This window comes from Streptomyces sp. NBC_00377, from assembly GCF_036075115.1.
Taxonomy (GTDB): domain Bacteria; phylum Actinomycetota; class Actinomycetes; order Streptomycetales; family Streptomycetaceae; genus Streptomyces.
In genome coordinates, this window is record NZ_CP107958.1 from 6,441,872 (window position 1) to 6,455,326 (window position 13,455).

The following is a 13,455-nucleotide window of genomic DNA, read 5'->3' on the forward strand; positions in this document are numbered from 1 at the left end:
CTTCACACGCCCCGCCGCCCGGGACCCCGGAATGTCGGATTCCGTCAAGAACGCAACAGGACTCAAGAGGCCATAACGGGTCACACCAATCACGATGGGAAGGGTCACCAGAGCCTCAGGAGGCATCCATGGTCTTGGACGCGCACAGCAGGACGGCGGATCCACGTGAGGAACACGTGTCCGGAAACGTCCTCGTCTCGATCGGCGCCCTGCTGCTCGGCATGCTGCTCGCCGCCCTGGACCAGACGATCGTGTCGACCGCCCTGCCCACGATCGTCAGCGAACTCGGTGGTATGGAGCACCTGTCGTGGGTGGTCACCGCCTACCTGCTGGCGTCCACGGCCGCGACCCCGCTGTGGGGCAAACTCGGTGACCAGTACGGGCGGAAGAAGCTGTTCCAGACCGCGATCGTCATCTTCCTGATCGGTTCGGCGCTGTGCGGAATGGCGCAAAACATGCCGCAGCTGATCGCCTTCCGAGCGGTCCAGGGCCTGGGCGGCGGCGGGTTGCTGGTGTTGTCGATGGCGATCGTCGGCGATATCGTCCCGCCGCGCGACCGCGGCCGCTACCAGGGCCTGTTCGGTGCGGTGTTCGGGGCGACCAGTGTCCTCGGGCCGCTGCTGGGCGGTCTGTTCACCGAGCACCTGAGCTGGCGCTGGGTCTTCTACGTCAACCTGCCCGTCGGCGTCGTCGCCCTCGCCGTCATCGCGACGGTCCTGCACATCCCCCACAGGTCCACCCGGCACGTCATCGACTACCTCGGCACCTTCCTCATCGCCGCCGTCGCCACCTGCCTGGTCCTGGTGGCGTCCCTCGGCGGCACCACCTGGGACTGGGGCTCGCCGCAGATCATCGGCCTGGCGCTGCTGGGCGTGCTCCTGGCCGTGGCGTTCGTGGCCGTGGAGCGGCGGGCGGCCGAACCGGTGCTCCCGCTCAAGCTGTTCCGCATCCGCACCTTCACCCTCTCCGCCGTGATCAGCTTCATCGTGGGCTTCGCGATGTTCGGCGCGATGACGTACCTGCCGACCTTCCTCCAGGTGGTGCAGGGCGTCTCGCCGACCCTGTCCGGCGTGCACATGCTGCCGATGGTGGCGGGCCTGCTCCTGTCGTCCACCGTCTCCGGACAGATCGTCAGCCGCACCGGCCGCTGGAAGGTCTTCCCGATCGCGGGCACCGCCGTCACCACCGTGGGCCTGCTCCTCCTGCACCGGCTCGACGAGCACAGCTCGACAGGCGTGATGAGCGCCTGCTTCTTCGTCTTCGGGCTCGGCCTCGGCCTGGTCATGCAGGTACTGGTGCTGATCGTGCAGAACGCCGTCGCGTACGAGGATCTGGGCGTCGCCACCTCCGGCGCGACCTTCTTCCGCTCGATCGGGGCCTCCTTCGGCGTCGCGATCTTCGGAACGGTCTTCTCGGGCCGCCTCGGCGACAAGCTCACGGACGCCTTCCGGGGCGTGCAGCTCCCGTCCGGGGTCTCGGTGCAGGGCCTCGAGTCCGACCCGCGCGGCATCGCCGAACTGCCGTCCGACCTGCGGCCGCAGGCCCTGCACGCGTACGCGTCCGCCATCACCGACGTCTTCCTGTACGCCGCGCCCGTCGCCCTCGTCGGCTTCGTCCTGGCGTGGTTCCTCAAGGAGGACCCGCTGCGCGGCTCGGTCACCGCGCCCGACGTGACGGAGACCCTCGCGAGCAATCCGGTGCAACGGTCCTCGTACGACGAGGTGTGCCGGGCGCTGTCCGTCCTGGGCACCCGCGAGGGCCGCCGCGAGGTCTACCGGAAGATCGCCGCCCGGGCCGGCCAGGACCTGCATCCGGCGTCGAGCTGGCTGCTGCTGCGGATCAAACGCTGCGGCAGTGTCGAGCCGGCGACGCTGGCCGAGCGCACCACCGTCCCGCTACCGGTGATCCTCGAGGCCGTCCGCCAGATCGAGGGCCGCGGGCTCGCCGTGCGCGAGGGCCTCGACATGATGCTGACCGACGAGGGCCGCGAGGTCGCCGAACAGCTCGCCGAGGTCCGCGAGGCGTCGCTGGCCGAACTGCTCGGCGACTGGTGGGGCCCGGACCGGCCCACCGACCTGGTCCAGCTCGTCAAGGAGCTGAACAGCGAGCTGTGCGGCTCGGACCGGGAACAGCCGCACGACGAGCCGACGGTGACGAAGCTCAGCTGAGCTCCCTGCGGAACCAGTGCTCGGCGTACGGGTCCGTGTTGTGCGGCCCCGTCTCCGTGTAACCCAGCCGGGCGTACAGGGCGCGCGCCTCGACCAGGTCGCCGCGGGTGTCGAGGATCATCCGGACGGCGCCCAGCGAGCGGGCGGCCTCCTCGGCGGCCCGGACGAGGAGCGCCGCGCCTCCCCTGCCGCGCAGCCCCTCCCGGACGAACACCCGGGTGAGCTCGGCCGTCGTCGCGTCCAGCAGCCGTACGCCCGCCGTGCCGGCCGGCTCGCCGCCGTACCGTCCGACGAGCAACTGCCCTCCGGGTGGGGCGAGTTCGGTGCCCCCGTCGGCGGCGATCCCCCGCTCCAGCTCGCCCGGGTCGCTCCTGCGTCCCTCATGCAGCAGGTAGTAGCGGTCGCTGACCTCGGTGTAGTACGCCCGCCAGAGCGCGAGGGCGTCCGGGGCGTCGAAGGGTTCGGCGGTGATGGTCCAGATCGGCGACGTCGTCATGCGCGACATTGTCCGAAGGCGGCGCGGCCGACACGCAACCGATTAAGTGCGGAGGATACCGCAGCCGTTTGGAGCGGACCTTCCGGGCAACCCGATGCAAGAACCGGCCCGTGGGGCCGACACACCGGAAGGCAAGGCATGTCCACAGGAGTGATCATCGCTCTGATCGTGGTCGTGGCGGCCGTCATCGCCGTCGCGGTCGTCCTGGCCGTGCGGGCCCGCGGCTCGCACGGCGGACACGGTCTGAAGCGCCGCTTCGGACCCGAGTACGACCGGGCCGTCGCCCGCCACGACGGGGACGTCAAGGCCGCCGAGCGGGAGCTCGACACCCTCGTGGAGCGGCACGGCGGGCTCCGCGAGCGGCCGCTGGAGCCCGCCGAGCGCGAGCGGTTCGAGGCCCGCTGGACCGCGGCTCAGGAGCGGTTCGTCGACTCGCCCCAGGAGGCGGTCATGGAGGCGGACCAGCTGCTCGCGGAAGTGGCGGGCGCCCGGGGCTTCCCGGACGGCGGCCAGTACGAGGAGCAGCTCGGCGCACTCTCCGTCCACCACCCGCACCACGTCCACGGCTACCGGCGCGTCCACCGGGTCGCCCGGGTCGGCGCGAACGGCGCCGCGACGCGCGACGCGCACACGCCCGGCACAGGTGAGGGCCGTGCTCCCGGCACGGAGGACATGCGGTCCGCCATGGTCGAGGCCCGTGCCCTCTTCGACGACCTCCTCGGCCACACCGACCACGACACCGGCCGCCGGCGCGCGCAGGAGCACCGGCAGCCCGTGAGCCAGGACGGCTCCCGCTCCGGTCACCACCTGCCCCGGGGCTTCCACCGGCACCAGGCGAAGGAGGGCTGACCGCGATGCGTGACGTGACACCGGACGTGACACCGAGCACGGGCACCGACCCGGAGAACCGCCGACCGGCGGACGACCGCACCCGCCCGGCGAAGCACGACGACACCGTTCCCGCCGGAGAGGCCGTACGGCCCGGAGAGACCGGCCGCCGTGCCGAGACCGCGCCGACCGGCGATGCCGTACCGGCCGGTGAGACCGTGCGGCCCGGATCCGCCGGGCTCGGCGGCGGACACGGCTCGACCGGGGAGGCGGTACGGTCCGGCGACCGCGTGCCGACGGACGGGACCGCCCTGCCGGGCGGTCGGACGCCGTCGAAGGAGCCGGGCGGTACGACAGCCGCAGGGGAGGGGACGCGGTTCGGAGCGGGCGCCGACGACGGCGCCGGCCGGGCGACGCACGGTTCGCCGGCGGGTGTCGAGCAGGGCGAACGGGGCGCCGACGCACTCCGCGCCTCCGGCGACGGAACGCCGGCCCGGCACCAGGACGCCGGCGCGGTGCACACCGACACCGTCGCGGGCCGGGTGCCGACGGCGGCCGCCGCCGAGCAGGGCGGTCACGGCGCGTCCCTCCTGCCGGTCGACGAGTGCGACCGCATCGCCTCACGTCTGCGGCACGCGGTCGTCGGGTTCGTCGACGGTCCGCGGGACGCCGTCGCGGAGGCCGACCAGGTGCTGGAGGAACTCGCCGCCCGCTTCACGGACGCCGTCGACCGGCGGCGCCGTACCCTGCGCGGCTCCTGGCAGTCGACGGAGGGCGCCAAGGACGGCAAGGACCGGGCGGTGGCGGCCGCGACGACAGCCGACACCGAGCAACTCCGCCTGGCCCTGCGCGACTACCGCGAGCTGACGGAGCGGCTCCTGCACCTCTGACACCCCGGTCCCTCGGGCCCCTCAGGCCCCATCGGTCCCATCGGCCTCACCGGTCTTTCCAGCCGTCGCCCGGCGCTCCCGCCACTCCCGTACGACCGCTTCGACGTCGTACGGCTGCATGCCCAGCGGGGGGCCGGGCGGCGGCTTGAACATCATGTCGCGCAGTTTGACGTTGACGTCCGTGACGATCTTCCGGACGAGACGTTCCGAGGGCGCCGCGTACGCCGCCGCGAGCGCGTCCTCCGCCTCCTTGCGCAGAGCGAGCGCGGGTGGCAGGACGGAGAGCCCCTCACGGGCCATCTTCCGCTTGATCCACCACAGTTCGTCATACGCGGTGTCCGCGATCTCCGGCAACGGCTGCCCCGTACCCGGGAGTTGATCGAACTCGCCGCGCCGCTCCGCGTCACGGATCTGCTTGTCGACCCAGGACTCGAACGGGACACCCGGTGGCTTTCGCTCGGTCATGCGTCCATTGTGCCGGACGCGGTGGGGCCGGGCGATTTATCATGCGGCCGCTGTACAAGCACACTTAGGACCCAGGAAGCCGACAGGCATGTCAAAGACACCTCAAGGGGAGCGCACGTGCTCGAACTCACCATGGCCACCGTCTCCGGGACGGAAGAGGGCGCCACGGCCGGCATGCTGATGGCCGACTCGCCCAGCGACCCGGGGGCCGTGCTTCGGGTGGGCCGTGACAAGTCCCTGTGTCGCCTCGCGACCCCCGAGGACTGGCTGTTCGTCTCCCGGGTGCACCTGGAGTTCCTGTGCGGCCCCGAGGGCGTCTGGCAGGTCTCCTGGCTGCGCGGCTCGCAGGACGAGCCGTCCTCCGAGGTGCGGGTGGTCTCCGGTGCCTACGCGCAGCCGCTCGCGTACGGCGGGACGCTGCCGCTGGCGCGCGGCGGCTCCGGCGAGATCATCGTCCTCGACCGCACCGGGCCGCGCAGCGTCAACGTGGGGTTCTACCACGAGGCGTGACAGCCGTGGCCGCCGGGGAGTGCCGCGTTTTCCCGCGGCCCGGAGGCCGGAGGCCGGAGGCCGGCCGGCCGGGCGCCCGGGTGACGCGGTCCACTGGAAGACAGAGCGGACGGCCGGCACGGCCACGGCCGGGTGACGTGGACCGTGCGCCGACGGCCGTGCCGGCGCGCGCCGGCGGCCGTGCCGGCCTGTGCGCCGACTGCTAGGCCAGTACGCGTGCCAGTGCGAAGCCGTCGTAGCCCTTCGCTCCGACGGTCTGGACGGCGGTGCCGCTCAGCCTCGGGTGCGAGCCGATCAGCTCGATCGCGGCCCGGGTGCCGAGGACGTCCCCCGAGTCGTTGGCCGCGTCCGCGACCTGGCCGCCCCGCACGACGTTGTCGACGACGATCAGACTGCCCGCGCTCGTGAGTTTCAGCGCCCACTCCAGATAGTGCGCGTTGTTGACCTTGTCGGCGTCGATGAAGACGAGGTCGAACGGAGGCGGGTTCTCGTCTGCCAGCAGCGGCAGTGACTCCAGGGCCGCCCCGACCCGCACCTCGACCACCTTGTCGAGGCCCGCGCGGGCGATGTTGCGGGTGGCGACCTCCGCGTGCCGGGGGTCGTACTCCAGCGAGACCAGCCGGCCGTCGGCCGGGAGCGCGCGGGCCAGCCAGATCGTGCTGTAGCCGCCGAGCGTGCCGATCTCCAGGATCGCCCGCGCCCCCTGGATCTCGGCAAGGAGTTGCAGCAGCTTGCCCTGGTTCGGCGTGACGCTGATCGGTGGCAGCCCGGCGGCCTCGCTGTCGCGCAGCGCGGCGGCCGTCACCTCGTCGTCCGGGGCGAGGCGGTCGGTGAAGTAGGCGTCGACGGCGTCCCAGGCCTGCGACTCGCTCATGCGCTCTGCCCTCTCGTGTGCCTGACAATTCCGGCGGCTTGTCCGCTCAGGAATGCTAAGTCGAGCGGCACGCGTCGCCGACCGGGGCTTTCAGCCGTTCGGCGCAGCAGGTCCGGCGGGAGGCGGAAAAGACGCGGAAGGCGCCACCCGGGGCTCGGGGGGAGCGGAGGGCGGCGAGGGAGGGCGCACCGAGGGCCCGGGCGGTGTACGGGGCGGCCTGGACTGGTCCTGAAGGGCGGCGGACCGGGGCGGGGCGGACGAGAGGGAAGACCCGGAGGAGACGGGCGGCCGCACCGGCCGGGGCGGCGTACCTCCCGCCGACGGCGGCCGCGTCGGCACGGGGGGCGCCGTCGGCAGGACGGGTGCCGCCCCCGGCGCGGCGGGCACCGCTCGCGGTATGGCGGGCGGCGTTCCGGGCCCCTTGGGCGTAGCTCCTGGCGTGGCGGGTGCCGCTCCGGTTGTGGTGGGCGCACTCCTTGGCATGGCGGGCGGCGTTCCGGGCCTCTTGGGCGCAGCTCCTGGCGTGGCGGGTGCCGCTCCTGTGGCGGTGGGCGCACTTCGCGGCATGGCGGGCGGCGTTCCGGGCCTCTTGGGCGTAGCTCCTGGCGTGGCGGGTGCCGCTCCTGTGGCGGTGGGCGCACTTCGCGGCACGGCGGGCAGCGTTCCGGGCCTCTTGGGCGCAGCTCCTGGCGTGGCGCGTCCCGTCTCCGGCAGGGTGGGCGCAGTTTTTCCCGCGGCGAGCACCGTCTGTGGCATGGCGGGTGCCGCTCCCGCCGTGGTGGGCGCAGACGGCGCGTTGTGTGTGCCCGGCGCAGTCGCCGCCCCCGTTCCGGGGGGTGCCGGCGGCTGGAGGCCCGACGCGTGCCGGGGTTTCGGCGCACTCGCGCGGTGGGCGCGGCCCCAGCGGACTCCCAGGACGACCGCGACCGCGTTCAGGACGGCCACTGCGCCGACGACCGTCAGCAGCCACACCGGGATCCCGGCCAGCGCGAGCAGCCGGTCCTCGTAGATCACCTGCCGGTACGCGGTGTCCGCCGCCGCCCGGCGCAGTTCGTGGTCGCCGGAGATCTCCGACGGCCGTGGGAACTCCTGCGCGACGGCCGTCAGGTAGGGCGTGCCCTTCGCCAGCGCGGCCAGCGGCCCCGTCGCCCTGCCGACCGGCCCCGCGAACGTCACCCGGGGCCGCTCGCCGCCGATCGGCGAGGCCGGTTCCATACGGTGGGCGGCCAGGACGTACAGACCGAGCGACTGCGGTGTGGCCGCCAGCCGGGACAGCCGCATCGGGTAGACGAGGGAGTCGGCGGCGAAGGTGAGGCGCAGCGGCTCGAGTTCGCCCCGCAGGGCCGCGCCGGTGCTCTCGGGGACCAGCCGGACCGCCACGTACTCCCAGCGCTTGTCGACATACGGCTGGAGCGCGGCCGCGAGGCGGGCGGGCAGGGCGAAGCCGTTGCGGCGCAGCCAGTCGTCCAGGTCGGACGGGTCGGTGGCGGTGAGCCGGGCCACGTCGAACGGACCGAGCCGCTCGCGTCCGGTCACGCCGACGCCTGCGACCGCCCCGGGCGGTGGCGCCCCCGCCGTGTCGCCTCCCGTGGTCAGCGGCCAGTCGCCGTCCTGCGGCCAGAAGTGGTGGCGGGTGCGGTGCACGGGGGCGGTGGCCGCGGCCAGCTGGTCGAAAAGCTCCGGGTCGCCGAGCTCCACCGTCGCCCGGTGCGGCACGGGCATGATCCAGGCGGCCCGCTCGGCGTCCCCGCCGACCGTCAGACGCATCACGATCTGTTCCCGCGCGCCGTCCCAGCGCACGGCGGAGACCTCCCGGCCGACCACGACCTCCCGCTGGTCGCCCGGCACCAGCGCGCCGCAGCCGCAGGCATAGGCCGGCGCGACGAGCGAACCGAGCTGGATCGCGAGCAGAGTCAGCAGCACGGCGGTGATCCGCATGCGTGACCGTGCCCACCGCGCCTGCCGTCCCCGCAGTAAACCGACCATGCCCTGTATCCCCTCCAGCACTCCGTACCCGCCAGCGCGCATTGTGGTGGCTACGACGGTACGGCTGAAGCCCCCGTTCCGTTCGAGGCCTGATCCAGATCCCGCCCCCGCCCCGCCCACGCCCCGCTCGTGGCCCACCCACACCCCGCTCGTGGCCCACCCGCGTTCCGTCCACGTTCCGTCCGAAGCCCGCCCCTGGGCGTGACTCGTTCCCAGCCCCCGCCCACGGTCCCTTTCCCGACCCTTTCCGGTCCCGTTTCCGTCCCTTTTCGCGTCCCGTGTCCCGCGGTGTGAAAACGGCAGGGCCGGGGGACGACTATCGTCTTCCGGACAAAAGGAGAGCGGACGTCAGGTGAAGCGGGGGTTGCCTGCGTCTGTGCCAGAGGGCGGTACGAGCTTCATACGGTGCGGGAGGAGGACCTCGCGCACCGGACGCGTGAGACCAACGGAGTCGGAGGCCGACGAGGCGTGGCGAATGCGGAGCACAGCGGGCCCCCGGCGAATGCCTTCGGGCCGACGCCGGCCGACACGGCGCGGGCGCGCCTGCGCGTGGCCCGCCTCGGCCTCTGGCTGGTGGCGGCGGTCCTCGCCGTACGCCAGGCGGCCGTCGTCCTGGGCACCCCGCGCGGAGAACGGCTGACGGACCTGGAGACCTGGGTCGGACCGAACGGCGTACTGCACGTCAACGGCTCGCTCTACGACTCGACGCGCTTCGCGGGCACGCCCTTCACCGGGCTCGTCCTCAAGCCCCTCACCCGCGCGGCCGAACAGGCCCTCGGCTGGGGCTGGACCTTCGGCACCCTGCTGCTGGTCGCCGCCCTGGGCCTGGTCATGGCCCGCGCCCTGCCCCAGCCGATCGGCAGACGCACGGCCCTGCTCGCCGCCCCCGTCGCGATCAGCCTGCTGATGCTGTCCCTCCCGGTGCGCAACACCTTCTGGCTCGGCCAGACCAGCATCGTCCCGGTGCTGATGGTCCTGCTCGGCTGCTTCGTCGTACGGGACTGGCGGGCCGCCGGTGCCCTGATCGGCCTGGCGGCCGCCCTCCAGCCCACGGTCCTGCTCTTCGCCGCGCTGCTGTGGTTCACCGGGCGGCGCCGCGCCGCGGCCGCCACCGGAGCCGCCTTCACCGCGGGCACCGCGCTGGCCTGGGCGGCGATGCCGCACGACTCGTACACCTACTGGGTGCACCACATGGCGGGTGTCGGACTCGGCGGTGAGGCCGACGCGCTCGCCAACCAGTCACTGCACGGCGCCCTGCTCCGCCTCGGTCTCTCCGGGCCGCTCGAGATCGGCCTGTTCCTGTCGCTGGGCGCGGCTGTGGCCGTCCTGGGCGTCCGCCGCGCGGTTCGCTACGCCCGCGACGGCCAGTTGCTGCTGGCGGTCGCCGTCACCGGCTGTGCGGCCGTCGTCGTCTCGCCCACGACCTGGCAGCACCAGTTGCTGTGGGTCCTGCCGACGGTGGTGGGACGGGTCGGCAGGCGGGCGTCCAACCGCTATGTGTGGCCGGTGGCGGTGATCCTCGTGATGACCCTCCCGGCGCAGATGATGCTGCCGCACATGGCGGTCCTGTACCCCCTGCGCGACAACGCGGTGCTGCTGTCGGCCGTCGCCGCGGCCACGGCCCTCCCCTTCCTGCCGCGCACCTCCCCGTACTACCGCGCGCCCGTCCCGGCGGAGTACGCGCAGCCGGTGCCCACCCGCTGGAAGCACGTACCGCTGCTCCCGTTCCTCAAGCGGGTCCTGACCCGCCCGAACCTCCTCCTCGAGCTGCTGCTGATGCGTGTGACGTACGCGGCGTACCAGCAGGTCAGGCTGGCGGCGACCGGCGGCACGAACTCCGGCGGGCGGGCGCGGGCCGAGGAGCACGGCCAGCAGATCCTCGACATCGAGCGGTTCCTGCACATCGACATCGAGCACTGGGCGAACCACGCGGTCGTCAAGGTCGAGTGGCTGCGGAACTTCTTCGACTTCTATTACGAATCCTTCCACTTCGTGGTCCCGCTGTCGGTGCTGGGCATCCTCTACTGGCGCCGCCCGGTCGACTACCGCTGGGCCCGCTCCTCGCTGGGCTTCGCGACGCTGCTGGCCCTGGTCGGCTTCTGGCTCTATCCGCTGGCCCCGCCCCGTCTGATGCCGGATCTGGGCGTCATGGACACGGTCCACGGTGTGCAGGACTTCTCCAAGCCGGACTACGGCACGCTCACCTCGCTCACCAACCAGTACGCGGCGATGCCGTCCCTGCACTTCGGATGGGCGCTGTGGTGCGGTCTGGTCATCGCGATCGTCGCCCCGAGATGGTGGATGAAGGCACTCGGCCTGCTGCACCCGCTCCTCACGGTGTCGTCGATCGTGGCGACCGGCAACCACTGGGTGCTGGACGCGGCAGGCGGCGCGGCGGTGGTGGGCGGCGGCTTCGGCCTGTCGTACCTGTTCATGGGACCGCGAGCGCGGTTCGCCACGGCGACGGCCGTGAAGGCGGCCGATCCGGCGTCACCGAAGCCGGGGACGCCGGCCCGGAAGGAGCCGACCCGGAGCTGTCGATGACCGCTCGCCGCGGGTCGTCACCGCTCGCCGCCTGCGCCCCTCCCGGCCGGTCGTCCCTCTCCGGCCAGCCGCTCCTGGAGCCGCGCGTGCCGGAACTGGTAGACGGGGCCCGTCGCCCGCAGCAGGTTCCGGCGGCGGGCGTCCTCCAGGAAGTGCACCAGCCTCACGGGGGTGCCCTCCTCGTAGTGCAGTTGTACGGCGGTGAGGGCGGTGGCGGCGGCGAGGTTGCCGGCCAGGCCCGAGGCGACGCCGGTCCACAGGACAGCCGTCAGCCCGAACAGCACGCCCTGCAAAGGGGACTGCGCCCAGGCCACGAGGGGGCCGACGTACAGCGCGAGGGCGAAGCCGGTGAGCAGGCCGAGAAACAGCCGCAGCCCGAGGTGATGCCGCCACACGTCACGCGGGCCCACCGACCGGGTGTCCACCACCGAGGGCCGGGCGTAGCCCTCCCGCACCTTGGCGTAGCGCCCCGAGCCCACCGACAGGAAGGGAGCTCGGGAGACGATGTCGTAGCCCCGTCCCGTGACCAGCACCTCGGTGAAACCGAACGGCAGCGTGATCAGGTACCAGAGCCAGTACGGCGGGACACGGTCCCTCAGCAGCGGCACCACCCAGCACAGTGCGGTGCCCACGACCAGCCACTGCGCGATGCCTGACAGGACGGTCTCCCGGGTGAAGATGTCGCGCCAGCCCGCACTCGACAGCGGCTGCGGGACGCTCAGCTCCGCGACACGACGGGCGACCGCGTAGCCGCCGCCGATCGCCGCGAGCGGACCGAGCACGGCGATGAGGGGCGTCGGGTCGAGACGCCAGGCCATGATCATGCCGGGCGCCCCGCACACCAGAGCGGAGACGATCCAGACGGCGATCATCCGGGGACGGTGCCCCGTCCAGCCGGGAATGTGCCACCAGCGCAGATCGCGGGTGTCCTCCCGGGCCAGCCGGGCCGCGACGTACCGGAGCGTGCGTTCGGCCGTGGCCGCCGAGTAGCGCGGGCGTGGGTGTCCGGGGCGCCGGGTGTAGGCGGCGGCGACGGCGTGATCGAGGAGATGGTTCTCGACGGCGGCGGGGGTGGGGAAGCGGGCCGCGTCGAGCAGTTCGTCGACGGGGCCGTCGTCGCCGTAGACGTCGCGGAGCAGGGCGACGGCGAGCGGGCCGGTGAGGGCGGTGGCGAGCGGCCCGGTCTCCGTGAGGAGCCGCCCGGTCAGCTCCCGCCAGGCGGGGGACGGAGCGGAGGGCAGCCGGTTCAGCAGATATCCGGCGGCGTCGGCGGGCCGGACCGGCAGGATCTCCACGGCGAGAGCGCCGCCCAGCCGGGCCTTCCTGGCGGTCAGCACGGCTTCCCTGGCCCGCGACACCACCACCAGCCGGAAGGGCGCCGGCTCCAGCGCGCTGACCATGGCCCCGCGCAGTGCGCCGGTGACCTCGTCGAGGCCGTCGAGGAAGAGGGAGATCCGTCCCTGCTCGAGCAGGTGCCGGGCACGGGCGCGTCCGCCCCTTCCATGGAAGAGGGTGTACGCGCGGGTGAGCCGGTCGGCGGCCCAGTCGGTGACGGTCTCCTCGGCGGGGTTCCACCCGTCGAGGGAGAGCAGCACGGGGACGGGTACACGGGCCCGCTCGGCGGGCTCGGTCCACGCGGCCCGGTGGGCGAGCGCGTCGAGCAGCAGCAGTACGGCGGCGGCGGTCTTGCCGGCGGCCGGCGGCCCGACGACCAGCAGCCGTCCGGAGGCCAACCCGCCGTAGACGGCGTGCAGTTCCGCCAGCCCGCCGCCGTCGCGAAGCTGCGCCCGGGTGACCGGTGCGAGCCCCGGCAGCGCAACGAACCGTGCCCGGGCAGCCCCCTCGGCCGTCGCCCCGCCGATGCGCCCCGCCACCTTGCGCTCGCTCACCCGCCACCGCACGGGCAGCGGCGCGGGTTCGAGCAGCCGCCGCAGCCCGGCCTCCTCCTGCCACTGCACCCCCACGGCCCGCGCGAGTTCGTCGGCGGTGGCGCCGAGGGGGTCTTCGGCCTGCGATCCGGCGTGGGCGGTCTGCGTGATGTGGGCGATGTGGTGATGAACGTTCTGGGTGTTGTGATCCCCGGCCTGGAAGGCGGTGGGCCCGTGGAAGGAGTTCCCTGAGACGGAGTTCCCGGAGACGGAGTCTCCGTCGCCACGGTCGGACTCTGCGCTGCCGGGATCGGTCATCTACCGGACCCGGACCCGGACCCGAAGTGGTTTTCCTGCCGGTTGTGATCTCCGGTCTGGACGGCGGTGGGCCCGTGAAAGGTGTTGCCGCTGACGGCGCCACCGCGAGGCTGCCCGTCACCGCTGCCGAACTCCCTCGTCAGCTCGACGAGTTGCTCGACGAGCCGCTCCCGCTCCGGGCCCCCGAGGGACTCGATGACGGACGCGAACTCCCCCTGCCACAACACGGCGTGTACGGCCCGTACCCGTTCCCGCTCACCCTCGTCGGCGGCGTCCAGCACGGCGGCGGTCCGGTCGAGCCGCGCGAGCGCCTCCCGCTCGGCGTCGGCGTCCCCCCGCCCGACGAGCCGGGCACACCGCACCCGGAACCAGGCCCAGCTGTCCGCCCCGGCCGCCTGCACGACGGCCATCCCCCCACCGGCCGCAGCCGCGGTCAACGCCTCACCGAACATGTCCGGTCCCCTCCCCGTGGATGCCCCGGCCCGCTGGTGTGCGCATGGGACAAAAC

The 13,455-nt window shown here is 73.2% G+C and carries 11 protein-coding genes; 5 read left to right on the forward strand and 6 right to left on the reverse strand.

The features are described 5' to 3' along the window. Positions 1-128: 128 nt before the first annotated feature. Positions 129-2,168 (forward strand): MDR family MFS transporter, encoded by a 2,040-nt coding sequence (locus tag OHS71_RS28685; RefSeq protein ID WP_328482206.1) that lies wholly within the window; start codon positions 129-131, stop codon positions 2,166-2,168. On the opposite strand, the gene OHS71_RS28690 is transcribed toward OHS71_RS28685, so the two are convergent. Then, positions 2,161-2,664, reverse strand: coding sequence for a GNAT family N-acetyltransferase (locus OHS71_RS28690; protein ID WP_328482207.1), 504 nt, complete (start codon positions 2,662-2,664; stop codon positions 2,161-2,163). The genes OHS71_RS28685 and OHS71_RS28690 overlap by 8 nt on opposite strands. Positions 2,665-2,802: 138 nt before the next feature. Here OHS71_RS28690 and OHS71_RS28695 point away from each other — a divergent pair, with 138 nt between their 5' ends. Both OHS71_RS28695 and OHS71_RS28700 read left to right on the forward strand, forming a co-directional pair. Continuing rightward, the gene (locus OHS71_RS28695; RefSeq protein WP_328482208.1) at positions 2,803-3,513 is read left to right on the forward strand and encodes a hypothetical protein; all 711 of its coding nucleotides are present in this window, start codon (positions 2,803-2,805) and stop codon (positions 3,511-3,513) included. A gap of 5 nt (positions 3,514-3,518) precedes the next feature. Further along, positions 3,519-4,382, forward strand: coding sequence for a hypothetical protein (locus tag OHS71_RS28700; RefSeq protein WP_328482209.1), 864 nt, complete (start codon positions 3,519-3,521; stop codon positions 4,380-4,382). Between the two features lie 21 nt (positions 4,383-4,403). Here the strand turns inward: OHS71_RS28700 and OHS71_RS28705 are convergent, their stop codons facing one another. Then, positions 4,404-4,847 carry a J-domain-containing protein gene (locus OHS71_RS28705; RefSeq protein WP_328482210.1) on the reverse strand — a complete coding sequence of 148 codons (444 nt, stop codon included), beginning with the start codon at positions 4,845-4,847 and terminating at the stop codon, positions 4,404-4,406. Between the two features lie 117 nt (positions 4,848-4,964). On the opposite strand from OHS71_RS28705, the gene OHS71_RS28710 reads away from it, so the two are divergent. Continuing rightward, the gene (locus OHS71_RS28710) at positions 4,965-5,357 is read left to right on the forward strand and encodes a hypothetical protein (protein WP_328482211.1); all 393 of its coding nucleotides are present in this window, start codon (positions 4,965-4,967) and stop codon (positions 5,355-5,357) included. Positions 5,358-5,559: 202 nt separating this feature from the next. Here the strand turns inward: OHS71_RS28710 and OHS71_RS28715 are convergent, their stop codons facing one another. Beyond that, positions 5,560-6,231 (reverse strand): O-methyltransferase, encoded by a 672-nt coding sequence (locus OHS71_RS28715; protein ID WP_328482212.1) that lies wholly within the window; start codon positions 6,229-6,231, stop codon positions 5,560-5,562. A 90-nt stretch (positions 6,232-6,321) separates the two neighbouring features. Next, the gene (locus OHS71_RS28720; protein ID WP_328482213.1) at positions 6,322-8,169 is read right to left on the reverse strand and encodes a DUF2330 domain-containing protein; all 1,848 of its coding nucleotides are present in this window, start codon (positions 8,167-8,169) and stop codon (positions 6,322-6,324) included. 516 nt (positions 8,170-8,685) lie between these two features. On the opposite strand from OHS71_RS28720, the gene OHS71_RS28725 reads away from it, so the two are divergent. After that, entirely contained in the window at positions 8,686-10,761 is a 2,076-nt protein-coding gene (locus tag OHS71_RS28725) for a bifunctional glycosyltransferase 87/phosphatase PAP2 family protein (RefSeq protein WP_328482214.1), read from the forward strand. 17 nt (positions 10,762-10,778) lie between these two features. Here the strand turns inward: OHS71_RS28725 and OHS71_RS28730 are convergent, their stop codons facing one another. Further along, positions 10,779-12,947, reverse strand: coding sequence for a hypothetical protein (locus tag OHS71_RS28730; protein WP_328482215.1), 2,169 nt, complete (start codon positions 12,945-12,947; stop codon positions 10,779-10,781). Then, on the reverse strand, positions 12,944-13,357 hold the full coding sequence (locus tag OHS71_RS28735) for a hypothetical protein (protein WP_328482216.1): 414 nt from the start codon (positions 13,355-13,357) through the stop codon (positions 12,944-12,946). Before OHS71_RS28735 ends, OHS71_RS28730 begins: the two co-directional genes overlap by 4 nt. Between the last annotated feature and the right edge of the window lie 98 nt (positions 13,358-13,455).

What these genes read in the sequence shown, in the direction of transcription:
- OHS71_RS28690 (WP_328482207.1), bottom strand. Translation starts at nt 2,664, where the DNA reads ATGACGACGTCGCCGATCTGGACCATCACCGCCGAACCCTTCGACGCC.
- OHS71_RS28685 (WP_328482206.1), top strand. Translation starts at nt 129, where the DNA reads ATGGTCTTGGACGCGCACAGCAGGACGGCGGATCCACGTGAGGAACAC.
- OHS71_RS28715 (WP_328482212.1), bottom strand. Translation starts at nt 6,231, where the DNA reads ATGAGCGAGTCGCAGGCCTGGGACGCCGTCGACGCCTACTTCACCGAC.
- OHS71_RS28705 (WP_328482210.1), bottom strand. Translation starts at nt 4,847, where the DNA reads ATGACCGAGCGAAAGCCACCGGGTGTCCCGTTCGAGTCCTGGGTCGAC.
- OHS71_RS28700 (WP_328482209.1), top strand. Translation starts at nt 3,519, where the DNA reads ATGCGTGACGTGACACCGGACGTGACACCGAGCACGGGCACCGACCCG.
- OHS71_RS28730 (WP_328482215.1), bottom strand. Translation starts at nt 12,947, where the DNA reads ATGACCGATCCCGGCAGCGCAGAGTCCGACCGTGGCGACGGAGACTCC.
- OHS71_RS28720 (WP_328482213.1), bottom strand. Translation starts at nt 8,169, where the DNA reads ATGCGGATCACCGCCGTGCTGCTGACTCTGCTCGCGATCCAGCTCGGT.
- OHS71_RS28735 (WP_328482216.1), bottom strand. Translation starts at nt 13,357, where the DNA reads ATGGCCGTCGTGCAGGCGGCCGGGGCGGACAGCTGGGCCTGGTTCCGG.
- OHS71_RS28695 (WP_328482208.1), top strand. Translation starts at nt 2,803, where the DNA reads ATGTCCACAGGAGTGATCATCGCTCTGATCGTGGTCGTGGCGGCCGTC.